Origin of the sequence: Pseudonocardia sp. T1-2H, assembly GCF_038039215.1 — a bacterium.
GTDB lineage: Bacteria > Actinomycetota > Actinomycetes > Mycobacteriales > Pseudonocardiaceae > Pseudonocardia.
In genome coordinates this window covers 1,441,867-1,456,424 of the sequence record NZ_JBBPCL010000001.1, presented here as the reverse complement: position 1 = coordinate 1,456,424, position 14,558 = coordinate 1,441,867, and the positions used below count along the sequence as shown (strand labels likewise).

At 74.4% G+C, this 14,558-nt stretch carries 12 protein-coding genes and 1 pseudogene; 1 reads left to right on the top strand and 12 read right to left on the bottom strand.

Going from position 1 to position 14,558, the window contains the following annotated elements; genetic code table 11:
• Positions 1–68 precede the first annotated feature (68 nt).
• The 5 genes and pseudogenes from rpsO to WBK50_RS07310 form a co-directional block, all read right to left on the bottom strand.
• The gene (rpsO, locus tag WBK50_RS07330) at positions 69–338 is read right to left on the bottom strand and encodes a 30S ribosomal protein S15 (RefSeq protein ID WP_297500738.1); all 270 of its coding nucleotides are present in this window, start codon (positions 336–338) and stop codon (positions 69–71) included.
• 162 nt (positions 339–500) lie between these two features.
• A complete protein-coding gene (locus WBK50_RS07325; RefSeq protein WP_341334859.1) occupies positions 501–1,109 on the bottom strand; it encodes an XRE family transcriptional regulator in 609 nt (202 codons plus the stop codon).
• A gap of 104 nt (positions 1,110–1,213) precedes the next feature.
• Positions 1,214–2,150, bottom strand: a pseudogene (locus WBK50_RS07320) (bifunctional riboflavin kinase/FAD synthetase).
• Positions 2,151–2,186: 36 nt separating this feature from the next.
• Complete coding sequence (gene truB, locus WBK50_RS07315; RefSeq protein WP_341334858.1) at positions 2,187–3,086, bottom strand: tRNA pseudouridine(55) synthase TruB; 900 nt, start codon at positions 3,084–3,086, stop codon at positions 2,187–2,189.
• Positions 3,087–3,097: 11 nt separating this feature from the next.
• Entirely contained in the window at positions 3,098–3,757 is a 660-nt protein-coding gene (locus WBK50_RS07310) for a response regulator transcription factor (protein ID WP_341334857.1), read from the bottom strand.
• A 117-nt stretch (positions 3,758–3,874) separates the two neighbouring features.
• Between WBK50_RS07310 and WBK50_RS07305 the strand changes: the two genes are divergently transcribed.
• Positions 3,875–7,033, top strand: a complete 3,159-nt coding sequence (locus tag WBK50_RS07305; RefSeq protein WP_341334856.1) for a cation:dicarboxylate symporter family transporter — start codon at positions 3,875–3,877, stop codon at positions 7,031–7,033.
• Here WBK50_RS07305 and WBK50_RS07300 read toward each other — a convergent pair.
• The 7 genes from WBK50_RS07300 to WBK50_RS07270 form a co-directional block, all read right to left on the bottom strand.
• Positions 6,963–8,345, bottom strand: coding sequence for an MATE family efflux transporter (locus WBK50_RS07300; protein WP_341334855.1), 1,383 nt, complete (start codon positions 8,343–8,345; stop codon positions 6,963–6,965). The genes WBK50_RS07305 and WBK50_RS07300 overlap by 71 nt on opposite strands.
• Positions 8,346–8,352: 7 nt before the next feature.
• Positions 8,353–8,874 carry a class I SAM-dependent methyltransferase gene (locus tag WBK50_RS07295; RefSeq protein ID WP_341334854.1) on the bottom strand — a complete coding sequence of 174 codons (522 nt, stop codon included), beginning with the start codon at positions 8,872–8,874 and terminating at the stop codon, positions 8,353–8,355.
• Between the two features lie 225 nt (positions 8,875–9,099).
• Complete coding sequence (locus tag WBK50_RS07290) at positions 9,100–10,110, bottom strand: DHH family phosphoesterase (RefSeq protein WP_445942344.1); 1,011 nt, start codon at positions 10,108–10,110, stop codon at positions 9,100–9,102.
• 32 nt (positions 10,111–10,142) lie between these two features.
• Positions 10,143–10,604, bottom strand: coding sequence for a 30S ribosome-binding factor RbfA (gene rbfA, locus WBK50_RS07285; RefSeq protein ID WP_341334852.1), 462 nt, complete (start codon positions 10,602–10,604; stop codon positions 10,143–10,145).
• A gap of 25 nt (positions 10,605–10,629) precedes the next feature.
• Positions 10,630–10,926, bottom strand: a complete 297-nt coding sequence (locus WBK50_RS07280; protein WP_341339327.1) for a DUF503 domain-containing protein — start codon at positions 10,924–10,926, stop codon at positions 10,630–10,632.
• Between the two features lie 70 nt (positions 10,927–10,996).
• Complete coding sequence (gene infB, locus WBK50_RS07275) at positions 10,997–14,128, bottom strand: translation initiation factor IF-2 (protein WP_341334851.1); 3,132 nt, start codon at positions 14,126–14,128, stop codon at positions 10,997–10,999.
• A gap of 94 nt (positions 14,129–14,222) precedes the next feature.
• Positions 14,223–14,492, bottom strand: coding sequence for a YlxR family protein (locus WBK50_RS07270; RefSeq protein ID WP_445942343.1), 270 nt, complete (start codon positions 14,490–14,492; stop codon positions 14,223–14,225).
• Positions 14,493–14,558 lie beyond the last annotated feature (66 nt).

Below are 14,558 nucleotides of genomic sequence, written 5' to 3'. Positions count from 1 at the left end.
TGGCGTGTGCGGGATGGAGTTGTGCCGGCCGGCCCCCGGGCTGGTTCACCCCGGGGGACCGGGATGGATCAGCGGCGCAGGCCGAGCCGCTCGATGAGCGACCGGTAGCGCGCGACGTCGACCGACGCCAGGTACTTGAGCAGGCGACGGCGGCGACCCACCATGAGCAGCAGTCCGCGCCGGGAGTGGTGGTCGTGCTTGTGCTGCTTGAGGTGCTCGGTCAGGTCGCTGATGCGCTTGGTGAGCAGTGCGACCTGGGCCTCGGGGGACCCGGTGTCCCCCTCGTGGACGCCGTAGTCGGCGAGGATCGTCTTCTTCTGTGCGGCGTCGAGAGCCACTGGTGGTACTCCTCTTGTGGTGAAGTCCGTGGGTCCCGCTCCCTGGCCTCACGTGCACCGCTGACGGCGCGCCGCGTACGGGGCGGGGGACGGTCTCGGCCGCCACGGACTGCAGCCGGACCCTGTGAACCAGGCTACCAGTGCGGCCCCGGCCGGCCGCGGTCACGTACCCGAAAGGGGCCGGTCAGCGGGCCTGACGGGGCGACGGACGGCGACTCGGGTGCGGGTCCGGGGCGGGCCGGCCGCCTGCCGGAGCACCTCGGCGAGTTCGGGGAACGACGGCGCGAGGGCCGCCGCGGCGGCCACGAGCCGGGCCGGGGTCGCCACCGCCCGGAGCGCGTCCGCCGCGTTGGTGCGGGGGCGGGCCGCCGCGCCGTCCGCCGCCCGCGCAGGGCCGGGGGCCGGCGCGCCCGCCCCGTTCACGAGGTCGGGGTCCGGGGCCGACCGGGGTTCCCGCCACTGCAGGCCGGCGGCGTTCACCTCGGCCAGCAGGCCGTCGACCCCCTCCGGGCCGACGTCCACCCGCCCGCCGGCGCACCGCTCGTCGAGCAGCATCATCCGGCTCAGCACCGCCGGGTCGCCGATCTTCACCCGGCGGGCGCTGATCAGCTGGCTGAGCATGGCGGGGCTGATCCCGAGGGTGGCGGCGAGGCGGGCCTGGCTGATCCCGAGCGCCCGGGTCAGGTGGTGGACGCGCTCGGCCAGGGGCACACCGTAGAGCGCCCGCTGCCGCTCCCGGTTGACGACGAGCTCGGGCCGGTCGGTGGTCACGACCCGGATCGTCGCAGCCGGACCCCGCCTCCCGTGGCCGAACGGGAAACTCGGGTGTCCTCCCCGACAGACACCCCACCCCGGACGCCCGAGCAGGCGGCGGCCTACGGGCAGAGGAGGGTGCGGGTCTTCTTCACGTCGTCCGTCATCTGCGCGATCAGCGGCTCGATCCCCTCGAACCGCTCCTGGCCGCGCAGGCGGTGGGCGAACTCCACGGAGACCTCGTGGCCGTAGAAGTCCTCGTCCACGTCGAGCACGTAGGCCTCGACGGTCCGGACCCGGCCGGAGAACGTCGGGTTCGTACCCACCGAGATCGCCGAGGGCAGGCGGCGGTCGCCGATCAGGAACCAGCCCGCGTAGACACCGTCCGCGGGCAGCGCGGCGTAGGGCGTGGTCGCGATGTTGGCGGTCGGGAAGCCCAGCTCGCGGCCCCGCCGGTCCCCGTGCACGACCACCCCGTCGATCCGGTGCGGCCGGCCGAGCGCGGCGGCCGCGGCGTCGACGTCGCCCGCGTCGATGCAGGACCGGACGTAGGTGGAGGAGAAGGTGATGCCGCCGTGGTCCGAGTCGATGATCAGGTCCAGGCCCTCGACCTCGAAGCCGAAGCGCTCCCCCAGCCTGCGCAGGGTGTCCAGGTCCCCGGCGGCACGGTGGCCGAAGGTGAAGTTGCTGCCCACCACGACGACCGCGGCGTGCAGCCGGTCCACCAGCACCTCGTGGGCGAACTCGGCGGGCTCCATGCGGGAGAAGCTCGGGGGTGAACGGGATGACGCAGAACGCGTCCGCGCCCGCCTGGGCCACCAGCTCGGCCCGGCGGCTGAGCGAGGTCAGGGCCGCCGGATGGGACCCGGGGCGCACCAGCTCGGCGGGATGCGGATCGAACGTCACGACCACGCTCGGCAGGTTCCGCTCCCGCGCCCGGCCGACCGCCCGCGAGATCAGCTGTTGATGACCGCGGTGCACACCGTCGAACACCCCGACGGTGACGACGCTGCGGCCCCATCCGGACGGGACGGCCTCGAGTCCACGCCAGCGCTGCACACCCGTGAGCCTACGCAGACCGCGTGCGGGGCGATCTCAGGACCCGGCCGGAGCGAGCACGACCAGCGGCCGCGCGGCACCCTCCCGGTCCGCCATCAGCGCCAACGCGCGCCCGGCCGGGTCGAAGACCCCGTAGGTCCCGTCCAGCCCGGCCGGCGGCAGGGACTTCCCGTACGAGACGTCCGTGGCCCCCGACGTGTCGACGTCCCGGCGCGGGAACGCGGTCGCCACCGCCTCGTCGAGGCCCAGGGACAGCGCCGGGTCCACCTCGAGCTGCTCCAGCGTGCGGGCGTGGGTGAGGTCGAACGGCCCGACGCGCGTGCGGCGCAGCGCGGTCAGGTGCCCGCCGACGCCCAGGCCCGCCCCCAGGTCCCGGGCCAGCGCGCGGACGTAGGTGCCCGACGAGCAGTCCACCAGGACGTCGAGGTCCAGGAAGCCCTCGACGCGGCGCACCGCGAGCAGCGTGAACGCCGACACGACGACCGGCCGCGCCGGGAGGACGACGTCCTCCCCGGCCCGGACCCGCTTGTAGGCCCGCTCGCCGTCGATCTTGATCGCGCTGACCGAGCTGGGCACCTGCTCGATCGCCCCGGTCAGCGGCGCCATCGCGGCCCGGACGGCCTCCTCGGTGACGGCCGTCGCGTCGGCGGTCGAGAGGACCTCGCCCTCGGCGTCGTCGGTCGTGGTGGCGGCGCCGAGCCGGATCGTCGCCGTGTACGCCTTGGTGTCCAGCGCGAGGTGCCCGAGCAGCTTGGTGCCGCGCTCGACCCCGCAGACCAGCACGCCGGTGGCCATCGGGTCCAGCGTCCCGGCGTGGCCGACCTTGCGGGTGCGCAGGATCCGGCGCAGCCGGGCGACGACGTCGTGCGAGGTGAGACCGCCGGGCTTGTCGACGACGACGAGGCCGGGCGGGACGGCGGGGCGAGGTGCGGGCACGACGGGCGAACCTACCGGTCCAGCCGGTAGCCGACTCCGCGCACCGTCACGATCGCCCCCGGCCGGCCGAGCTTCGACCGCACCAGCCCGACGTGCGCCTCCAGGGTCCGCCGCGCGCTGGCGTCCACGCTCCCCCACACCTCGTCGAGCAGCTCGTCGCGCGCCACCACCGCGCCCTCCCGCCGGGCCAGCGCCGCGAGCAGGTCGAACTCCTTGCGCGCGAGCGTGACCGGCTCTCCCGCGACGGTCACCGACCGCCGGGACAGGTCCACCTCCACGTCCCCGGCGACGACCGTGGGCGCGACACCGAGCCCGCGGGTACGGCGCAGCACGGCGTCCATCCTCGCCAGCAGCTCCTCGACCAGGAACGGCTTGACGATGTAGTCGTCCGCACCGCTGCGCAGCCCGCGGACCCGCGCCTCCACCGCGCCCCGCCCGGTGACGGCCAGGATCGGCACCCGGGAGATCTCGCGGATCCCGCGGCAGACGGCCAGCCCGTCCCGGTCCGGCAGGCCCATGTCCAGCAGCACGACGTCCGGTTCGTCCTCGGCGACGGCGGCGAGCGCGGCGCCGCCGGTCGTCACGTGGCGCACGCGGAACCCGCCCTCGGACAGGGCGCGGCGGAGCGCCTTGCCGAGCACCTCGTCGTCCTCGACGAGCAGGGCACGCACCGCGACGGACCTCCGTTCTGCAGAACCTCAACAACCGCCCAATTATGAGGGTCCAGGGACTGACATGACTCCGGTCACGTCCCTACCGTTCCGTCACCGACGTCGAGGAGGACGATCATGGCTCAGGTCGCCAGCGAAACGACCACCACCGCTCCGAGACGACGGAGGCGGTTCTTCACCCAGCTCTGGTTCTGGGTCATCGTGGGCATCGTCGGAGGAATCCTCCTCGGCCTGCTCGCGCCGGGCGTGGCCAAGGAGACGAAGTGGCTCGCCGACGCCTTCGTCCAGATGATCAAGGTGATCGTCGGCCCGGTGATCTTCTGCACCGTCGTCGTCGGCATCGCCTCGATCGGCAACCTGGCCCGCGCCGGCCGCCTCGCCACCCGCGCGCTCGGCTACTTCCTCGTCGCGACGGCCGTCGCGCTGACCCTCGGGCTCACCGCGGCCAACGTGTTCGCGCCGGGGGCGGGCTTCCAGGGCACCCCCTCGCAGGCCCAGCTCGACGCGGCGCAGAAGCAGATCGGCTCCGGCGAGACGGACTCCGGCATCGTCGCGTTCATCACCAACGACCTGCTGCCGAAGAGCTTCCTCGGCCCGTTCGTGGACAACAAGGTCCTGCAGGTCCTGGTGCTGGCGATCCTCACCGCGTGCGCGGTCAGCATGCTCGCCGCGCCGATGCGGACGCGGATCGTCGGCGCGATCGACAGCATCGCGAAGGTGATCTTCGGCATCATCAAGCTGATCATGTGGGCGGCGCCGCTCGGCGCGTTCGGCGGCATGGCCTACACGGTCGCCGCGTTCGGCGCCTCGTCGCTGGGCAACCTCGGCGCCCTGATGCTCGTCTTCTGGGGCACCTGCGCCGTGTTCGTGGTCGTGGTGCTCGGCGCCGTCTCCGCGTGGGCCGGGTTCAACATCTTCAAGGTCATCCGGCTGATCAAGGACGAGCTGCTGATCATCCTCGGCACCTCGTCGTCGGAGTCCGTGCTGCCCCGGCTGCTGACCAAGCTGGAGTCCGCGGGCGCGTCGCGGCAGACCGTCGGCCTGGTCATCCCGACCGGCTACTCGTTCAACCTCGACGGCACTTGCATCTACCTGACGCTCGGCGCGCTGTTCATCATCCAGGCGGGCGGTGAGACGCTGCCGGTCGGCGCCCAGATCGGCCTCGCCCTGCTGATGGTGCTGACGTCCAAGGGCGCCGCGGGCATCACCGGCGCCGGGCTGATCACGCTGTCCGCCTCGCTGCAGGCGTTCGGCGGGGAGTTCTTCACCCCGGAGGCCATCGCCGTCGGCATCGCGGTGATCATCGGCATCGACCGGGTGATGAGCGAGGGCCGGGCGCTGACCAACTGCATCGGCAACGTCGTCGCCACCCTGGTGATCGCCCGGTGGAACGACGAGCTTCGACCGCGAGCGGCTCGCCGCGGTGCTCGACGACCCGTCGCTGGTGGAGTCGGACATGGACGCCGAGCACGGCGAGGGCGCCGAGGAGCAGCCCGTCGCCGTCGACGGGCCCGCCGACCGCGAGCTCGCCGCCACGACGAACCGCTGAGCGGTATACATGCGCCCGTGACCGGGACGCGTCGGGACAGCCGGCGGCGGGGCTCGCGCCTCGTCCGCCGGCTGTTGGCGTTGCAGCTGGTGACGGTGCTGATCACCGTCGGCGGGGTGGCGGCGCTCGGGGTGTGGGGCGCACGCGAGGTCGAGACGGACGCGGCCGAGCGGCTCACCCGGGCGACCGCGACGTCCGTGGCGACGGACCCGCAGGTGGTCGCGGCCGTGGCGGCGGGCGGCGACCCGTTCGTCGTCGCCCGCACGATGCAGCCGCTGGCCGAACGCGTCCGGATCGCCACCGGCACCGCGTTCGTCGTGGTGATGAGCCCGCAGGGCATCCGCTACAGCCACGCCGAGCCGGACCGGATCGGCGGCGTCTACGTGGGCTCGACGGCCGAGGCGCTGGCCGGACAGCCCCACAGCGAGCACTTCCTCGGCACGCTCGGGCCGTCGATCCGGACCGTCGTGCCCGTGGTCGACGGCGGGCGGGTCGTCGGGATGGTGTCCGTCGGGGTGCTGGAGAACCGGATCAGTGCCCTGGTGTGGCGGGAGCTGCCCTGGATCCTGCTGGTCGCCGCGGCCGCGGTGGCGCTCGGCGGACTGCTCGCGTGGCTGCTCGCCCGCCGGGTCCGGCGGCAGACCCTGGGCCTCGAGCCCGAGGAGATCGCCGCCGCCTACGCCCATCACGACGCGGTGCTGCACGCCGTCCGGGAGGGCCTGGTCGTGCTGGACCCGCGGGGGCGGGTGGTGGTCGCGAACGCGGAGGCGAGAAGGCTCCTCGGCTGGGCCGGCGACGACGTCGAAGGCCGTCGGCTGGCCGAGCTGGGCGTCGACCCGGCGTTGCGGGCGGTGGTCCGGCCCCCGGAGTCCGGCGGGTCCGTCGAGGTCCGGGACTCCCTCGCCCTCGCCGGGGAACGCGTCCTGCTCGTGAGCCGCACCGCCGCCGGGGAACGGGCGGGCGCCGGGACCCGGGTCGTCACGCTCCGGGACCGCACCGAGGTCGCGGACGCACTCCGCCAGCGCGACGCGGCCCGCGACCGCGCCCGCGCGCTGGCCGGGCAGGCCCACGAGTTCGCCAACCGGATGCAGACCGTGCTCACGCTGGTCCAGCTCGGGGACACCGCGGACGCGCTGCGGGCCGGCACCACCGCCCTGGACCGCACCCGCGGGCCCGCGGAGGCGGTGCTCGCCCAGGTGCAGGACCCGGTCCTCGCCGCGGTGCTGGTGGACAAGGCGTGGGTCGCCGCGGAGCGCGACGTCGCGTTCACCGTCACCGACACCACCGACGGGGGGACGACGACGGCCGCGTCCCCCGACGATCTCGTCACCCTGCTGGGCAACCTCGTCGACAACGCCCTGGACGCCGTCACGACCGGCCGGGAGTCCGACCCCGGCGCCCCCGCCGAGATCCGCGTCCGGCTGGCCACCGAGCACGGCCGGCTGGTCCTCGAGGTCGCGGACACCGGACCCGGCGTGCCGCCCGACGCCGGGGAGGACATCTTCGAGCACGGCTTCTCCACCAAGCCCGCGGCGCCGGACCGGCCGCGCGGGATCGGCCTGGCGCTGGTGTCCCGGGTCGCGCGGCGGCTCGGCGGCAGCGTGGACCTGAGGCCCGGTTCGCCCGGCACGGTGTTCACCGTCCGGATCCCGGCGGTCAGGCCCGGACCGCTCCCGTCACCGCCCAGCGTCCCGACCACATCCGCAGGCCCACCGCCACCAGCCTGATCAGCATGAACAGGCTCAGCCCGGTCCAGATCCCGGCGAGGCCCCAGCCGAACACGAGCGAGACCCAGATCAGCGGGAGGAAGCCGGCGGCCGCGGCGAGCAGCGTCGTCGTGCGGAGGAACGCCGCGTCCCCGGCGCCGAGCAGCACCCCGTCGATCGCGAAGACCACTCCCGCGATCGGCTGCAGCGCGGTGAAGAACCACCACGCCAGCGGGACGGCGGCGAGCGTCGCCGGATCGGCGGTGAACACCCGCGGCAGTACCGGGTAGAGCGCGGCGAACACCACCGCGAACCCGATCCCGAGGACCAGCCCGTAGCGGGTGACCTGCTTCGCCACCGCCTTCGCCCGCTGCGCCCCGCCCGCCCCCAGCGCGGCCCCGACCAGGGACTGGGCGGCGATCGCCACGGCGTCGAGCACGAGCGACTGGAAGTTCCACAGCTGCAGGACGATCTGGTGCGCGGCCACCGAGGGCGCGCCGAACCGGGCGGCGACGGCCGTCGCGGAGAGGAAGCAGGCCTGGAACGCGGCGGTGCGCAGGATGAGGTCCCGGCCGAGCCCGAGCTGGGCCCTGATCAGCGACGGGACCGGCCGCAGCGGCACCGGATCGGCGTCGGGGGCGGCCCGCCGCTCCTTCGCGAGGGCGGCCAGGAAGAGACCTGCGACGACGGTCTGGGCCACCACGTTCGCCACCGCCGAGCCCTCCAGGCCCCAGCCGGGCCAGGACCCGGCGCCGTGCACCAGGAACGGGCACATCAGGGCGGAGAGGCCGTTGCCGGCCAACACGTACCGCATCGGCCGCACGGTGTCCTGGACGCCGCGCATCCAACCGTTGCCGGCGAGCGTGACGAGCACCATCGGTGCGCCGAAGAGCGCGATCCGCAGCCAGGAGACGGCCGACGACGCGATCTCGCCGCCGTCGCCGAGGGCCTGCGCGAGCGGCCCGGCGACGAGCTGCCCGGCCCCGAGCACGACGAGCCCGACGGCCAGCGCGAGCCACGTCGCCTGCACGCCCTCCCCGACGGCCGCCGACCGGCGGCCGGCGCCGTGCAGCCGGGCCGCGCGGGCGGTCGTGCCGTAGGAGAGGAAGTTCAGCTGGCTCGTGACCTGGGTGAACAGCACCCCGGCGACGGCCAGCCCGGCCAGCGGGACCGCCCCGAGCCGGCCGACGACGGCCGTGTCCACCAGCACGTAGAGCGGCTCCGCCGCCAGCACGGGGAGCGCGGGCAGGGCGAGCCGCAGGACGCTGCGGGCCGGGAGCGGGCCGTCGGCCTCCGGGTCGTGCGGGTCGGATCGGTGGTGCGGGTCGCTCACCCCGGGATCATCCCCCGGCGATCGCCCGGGGCGCGGACACTCCCCCGGTCACCCGGGGGCGGCGGCAGATGTAGGCGAAGGCGGGCGGCAGGTTGCGCCAGACCGTGCGGGTGACCACGACCTCGTCGAACACCTCGTGCAGCAGCCGGCGGAAACGCCGCGCCGGCGGCATGACCACCGTGTAGCTGTAGGCGAAGGTGACGAACGCCCCGTTCGGTGCGAGGACGCCGGCGGCCTCGTCGAGGATGTCGCGCTGCGTGGCCCGGTCGAACAGCGACCACGGCAGCCCGCTGATCACCGCGTCGACGGCCGGGACGGTGCGCTCGGCGAGCAGGGTGGACAGCGCGAGGGCGTTGCCCTGCACCACCTCCAGCCCGGGGCGGGTGCGACGCAGGTAGTCCGCCATCCCCCGGTCCAGCTCGACGGCGAGGTGCCGCGCGCGCGGCGGCTGCCGTTCCTCGATGGCGGCGCTGATGGCGCCGGTCCCGGGCCCCAGCTCGACGACGACCGGGGCGCCCTCGGTGGGCACGACCGATGCGAGCAGCGCGGCGAGCTGCGGGAAGCGGGGCGACCGCCCCGATCTGACCGGGGCGGCGGAGGGCGGCGAGCAGAAACGTGTGGTGGGGGGAACGGAGTCGGGGCAGCGCGGGGAAGGTCAGGGCGGGCTCCGGGGTCACAGGGTCCTCCTAGGCTCTGCACACGGTAGCGACGCCAGGTGAGATCCACCTGAGAGAGGCACGGCGGGCAAGGGGGGTCAGCCGGTCACGGCGGTGAGCGCCGCCCGCAGCGCCGCCCGCACCTCGGCGAGGTCGCCGTCCCCTACGGCGCCGGCGGCGTCGTGGTGCCCGCCCCCGCCCAGCGCGACGGCCACGGCGGACAGGTCCACGCTGCCCTTCCCGCGCAGCGACAGCGCCCAGCGCTGCGGGCCGACCTGCTTGAACACCGCGGCGACGTCCGCCTCCGCGGCGGTCCGCAGGTGGCCGACCACGCTCTCGACCTCCTCCTGGCCGAACGCCGCGACGACGGCGGCCGGGACGGAGGTGTGCACGAGGCCCCGCCCGCCCGCCGCGTCCGGCTCCAGCCGGGCGTCCGCGAGGAGGCCGGCCAGGGCCTGCAGCCAGCTGAACGGGTGGGTGTCGACGATCCGCCGGATCAACGGCTCGACCTCCACCCCGGCCTCCACCAGCTCGGCGGCGAGGCGGTGCGCACCGGGGCCCGCGGTGCGGAACCCGACGGTGTCCGTGGCCAGCCCGGCGTAGAGGCAGCGGCCGATGACGGCGTCCAGGGGCTCGCCGAGCGCGGCGAGCACCCGGCGCACGAGCATCACGGTGGCTTCCGCGGCCGGGTCCAGCACGCGCACCGTCCCGAACCCCGGGTTCGACGCGTGGTGGTCCACCAGGATCGACGTGCCCGCGGTGTCGAGGAGGCCGGCCAGCGAGCCGAGCCGCCCGATGTCCGCGGTGTCGCAGGCGACGAGGACCTCGGGGGCCGCGGGGACCTCGGCGGCGGGCACGAGCAGGCCGTACTCGTCCAGCGAGCGCAGGGACTCCGGGACCCGCTCGTCAGCTCCGGACGTGGCGCCGAAGGAGACGGTCACGCGCACGCCGCGCCGGTGCAGCGCGATCCCGAGGGCCAGCGCGCTGCCGAGCGCGTCCGCGTCCGGCTGCACGTGGGCGAGCAGGACGACCTCACGGGCGCCCCGCAGCACGTTCGCGGCCCCGGCGACCGAGGCCTCGAGGGCCGCGGAGCGGATCCCCTGCCCCACCGGGGGCACCACCCGCGTGGTCGCCGTGGCCGTCACTCGACCTCGTCGCCGTCGTCCGCGCGCTCGCGCGGGGCGCGGTAGGGATCGGCCTCCCCGGCCGGGCGGGCGCCGGCGGCGAGCCGGGCCACCTCGGCGTCGGACTCGCGGGTGCGGGCGAGGAGCTCCTCCATCCGGCGGGCCTCGTCCGGCACCTGGTCGGCGACGAACGCGAGGCTCGGCGTGTGCCGGATGCCGGTCTGCTGACCGACCGTGGAGCGCAGGACCCCCGACGCGCTGGCGAGCGCCGCGGCGGCACCCGCCAGGTCCGGCGCCTCGTCCACGGACCGACCGAGGACCGTGTAGTACACGGTCGCCTCCCGCAGGTCGCCGGTCACCCGGCTGTCGGTGATCGTCACCATCGTCAGGCGCGGGTCCTTGATCTCGTGCTCGATCGCGTGCGCGACGATCTGCGAGATCCGCTTGGCCAGCCGGCGCGCGCGGCTCTGGTCCACCATGGCGCGTACTCCCTGTCGTCCTTCGTCAGTCGTCCTCGGGGCCCAGCATCCGGTGCCGCGCCGAGAGGAGTTCGAGTTCCGGGCGGGCGGCGACGAGCCGCTCGCACGAGTCGAGCACCGCGGTGACGTGGCCGGGGTCCGCGGCGACGCAGGACACCCCGATCAGGGCGCGGCGGTGGAGATCGAGGTGTCCGGCCTCGGCGGCCGACACCTCGTACTTGCGCCGCAGCTCGGCCACGACGGGCCGGACCACGGAGCGCTTCTGTTTCAACGAGCGCACATCCCCGAGGAGGAGGTCGAGCTCGAGGGCCCCCACGTACATGAGGCCACCGTAGGCGAGGCGGGTGCGCAGCCCCACCGGGATGGGACTGCGCACCCGACATCACGTTCGATCAGGCGCGGGGCTTCTCGCGCATCTCGAAGGTCTCGATCACGTCACCGACCTTGATGTCGCTGTACGTGCCGAGGGTGAGACCGCACTCGTAGCCCTCGCGGACCTCGACCACGTCGTCCTTGAACCGCCGCAGCGAGCTGATCGGCAGGTTCTCGGCGATCACGACGCTGTCCCGCAGCAGGCGGCCGCGCGCGTTGCGACGGATCTCGCCGCCCATCACGAGGCAACCGGCGATGGTGCCGAACTTGGAGGACTTGAAGACGTCGCGGACCTCGGCGCGGCCGAGCTCCACCTCCTCGTACTCCGGCTTCAGCATGCCCTTCAGGGCCGCCTCGATCTCGTCGATCGCCTGGTAGATCACCGAGTAGTAGCGGATCTCCACGCCCTCGCGGTTGGCCAGCTCCGTGGCCTTGCCCTCGGCACGGACGTTGAAGCCCATGACGATGACGTTGTCCGCGATGGCGAGGTTGATGTCGCCCTCGGTGATCCCACCGACGCCGCGGTGGATGACGCGCAGTTCGACGTCCTCGCCCACGTCCAGCTTCATCAGGGCGTCCTCGAGGGCCTCGACGGTACCCGAGTTGTCACCCTTGATGATCAGGTTGAGCTGGTTCGTCTCCTTGAGCGCCGCATCGAGGTCCTCGAGGCTGACGCGCTTGCGACGGCTCGCCAGTTCGGCGTTGCGCTCACGAGCGCGCCGCCGGTCGGCGATCTGCCGCGCGACCCGGTCCTCGTCGACGACGAGGAAGGTGTCACCCGCACCGGGCACCGACGTGAAGCCGATGACCTGGACCGGACGCGACGGGGTCGCCTCGATGATGTCCTCGCCGTGCTCGTCGAACATCCGCCGGACACGCCCGGAGGCGTCTCCCGCGACGATCGAGTCGCCGACGTGCAGCGTTCCGCGCTGCACCAGGACCGTGGCCACGGGGCCGCGGCCGCGGTCGAGGTGCGCCTCGATCGCGACACCCTGGGCCTCCATGTCCGGGTTGGCCCGGAGGTCCAGAGCGGCGTCCGCCGTGAGCAGGATCGACTCGAGGAGCTGGTCGATGTTCGTGCCCTGCTTCGCAGAGATGTCCACGAACATCGTGTCGCCGCCGTACTCCTCGGCGACCAGCCCGTACTCGGTGAGCTGCTGGCGGATCTTGGCGGGGTTGGCCCCCTCCTTGTCGATCTTGTTGACCGCGACCACGACCGGCACGTTCGCCGCCTGGGCGTGGTTGATCGCCTCGACCGTCTGCGGCATGACGCCGTCGTCGGCCGCGACCACGATCACCGCGATGTCCGTGGACTTCGCACCACGGGCACGCATGGCGGTGAACGCCTCGTGACCCGGGGTGTCGATGAACGTGATCGGACGCTCGTAGCCCTCGAGCTCGGCCATCACCTGGTAGGCACCGATGTGCTGGGTGATGCCGCCGGCCTCGCTCTCGCGGACGTTCGCCTTGCGGATCGTGTCCAGCAGTCGCGTCTTACCGTGGTCGACGTGACCCATGACGGTCACGACCGGCGGCCGGACCTCGAGGTCGTCGTCGTCCCCGGCGTTCTCGCCGTAGGTGAGGGAGAAGCTGTCGAGCAGCTCCCGGTCCTCCTCCTCCGGGCTGACGACCTGGACCTGGTAGTTCATCTCCGACCCGAGCAGCTCGAGGATCTCGTCCGACACGGACTGTGTCGACGTGACCATCTCACCCAGGTGGAACAGGACCTGGACCAGCGACGCCGGGTTGGCGTTGATCTTGTCTGCGAAGTCCGTCAGGGACGCGCCACGGGGGAGACGGATCGTCTCGCCCTGGCCCTTCGGAAGGCGAACGCCGCCGACCGAGGGCGCCTGCATGGCGTCGTATTCCTGGCGCTTCTGCCGCTTCGACTTACGACCCTTGCGGGCCGGTCCGCCGGGACGACCGAACGCACCCGCGGTACCGCCACGGCCACGGCCACCGCCGCCGCCGGGACGTCCACGGAAGCCACCACCGGCCGGGGCGCCGCCGCCGCCACCGGGGCCACCGCCACCGGGACGGAAACCGCCGCCGCCACCACCGGGACGACCGCCCGGACCACCGGGACGACCGCCGCCGGGGCCACCTCGGCCACCACCGGGACCACCACGCCCACCGGGCGCGGGACGGCCACCGGCCGGCTTGGCCGGCATCATCCCCGGGTTGGGGCGAGGCGGCATGTTGCCGGGGTTCGGCGGACGCGGGCCACCGCGACCGGCCTCGCCGCCCGGACGGGCCGCGGGACGCGGTCCACCCTGGCCGGGGCCGGGACGGGCGCCGCCCTGGCCGCCGGGGCCACCGCTGCGCTCGGGACGCTCACCCGCGCCGCCACCCTGCGGTGCGGCGGGGGGCGGACCGGGACGCGGAGCGGCCGGACGGGGCGGGGCGCCGGAGCCGACGCCGAAGGGGTTGTTGCCGACCCGCGGGGTGCGCGGACCGGGCCGCGGGCCCGAGGGACGCGGCGGGACCGTGCCGGTGTCACCGGACGATGCGGCCGCGGGCTGCTGCCGGGAGGGCTGCTGCTGCGGACGCGGGCCGGGACGGGCCGCGGGCTCGGCCGGGGCGGCCGGGGCCTGCGCCGCCGGCTGCTCGGTCGCGGGCTGCTGCCGCACCGGCTGCGGACCCGGACGGGGTCCGGGGGCACCAGGGCGCGGGCCGGAACCCGGCCGCTGCTCGGGCCGCTGCTGACGCTCGGCCGGGGCCGGAGCGGACGAGGCCGCCGGAGCGGCGGGAGCCGCCGGAGCGGCGGGAGCCGCCGGGGCCGGAGGGGTCGAGGGGGCCGCGGGCGGCCGGGGGCCGGGACGCGGTCCGGGGCCGGGCACCGCGGACGGTCCGGGGACGCCGCCGGAACGCGGCGGACCGGGCACGGCCGAGGGACCGGGGGTGGGGGTGGGGCCGCCCGAGGGACGGGGGCCGGGGCGAGCGCCACCGGGGGCACGACGGCCACCGCCGCCACCACCGTTGCCGTTGCCGCCGCCGGAGACCGAGTCACGCAGCTTGCGCGCGACGGGGGCCTCGACGGTGGAGGAGGGGGACTTCACGTACTCCCCGAGGTCCTGCAGCTTGCTGAGGACCTGCTTACTGCTGAGTCCGAGCTCTTTCGCAAGCTCGTGAACGCGGGCCTTGCCTGCCACTGCTCTCCTTGTACTCGAAGAGGCCGGCGGCAACTCCCGCTCGACCTCGAACCTAAAGTCGATGCACGTTCATGGTGCGATCTTCACGACTGGCTCATGACGGGTCGACCTTGCTTCCGTGAATGACGGGTCCGGGCGCTTCCCGAACCCCTCGTGCCGATTCCGATCCCGTGCCGTCGTCCCCTGCAGCGCCTTCCTGCAGGAACCTCCGTATCGGGGCGGTGTCCAGCCGCCCGGGGACGCGCAACGCCCTCGGGAAGGCCGATCTCCGCTCCGCACGGTCCAGACACTCCGGCACGGGGTGCAGCCAGGCACCCCGGCCGGGAAGTCTTCGGCGCGGGTCCGGGACCAGGGTCCCGTCCACCGCGACGACTCGCAACAGACCGGTGGCCAGCTCCCGGGAGCGGCATCCCACACAGGTACGGACAGG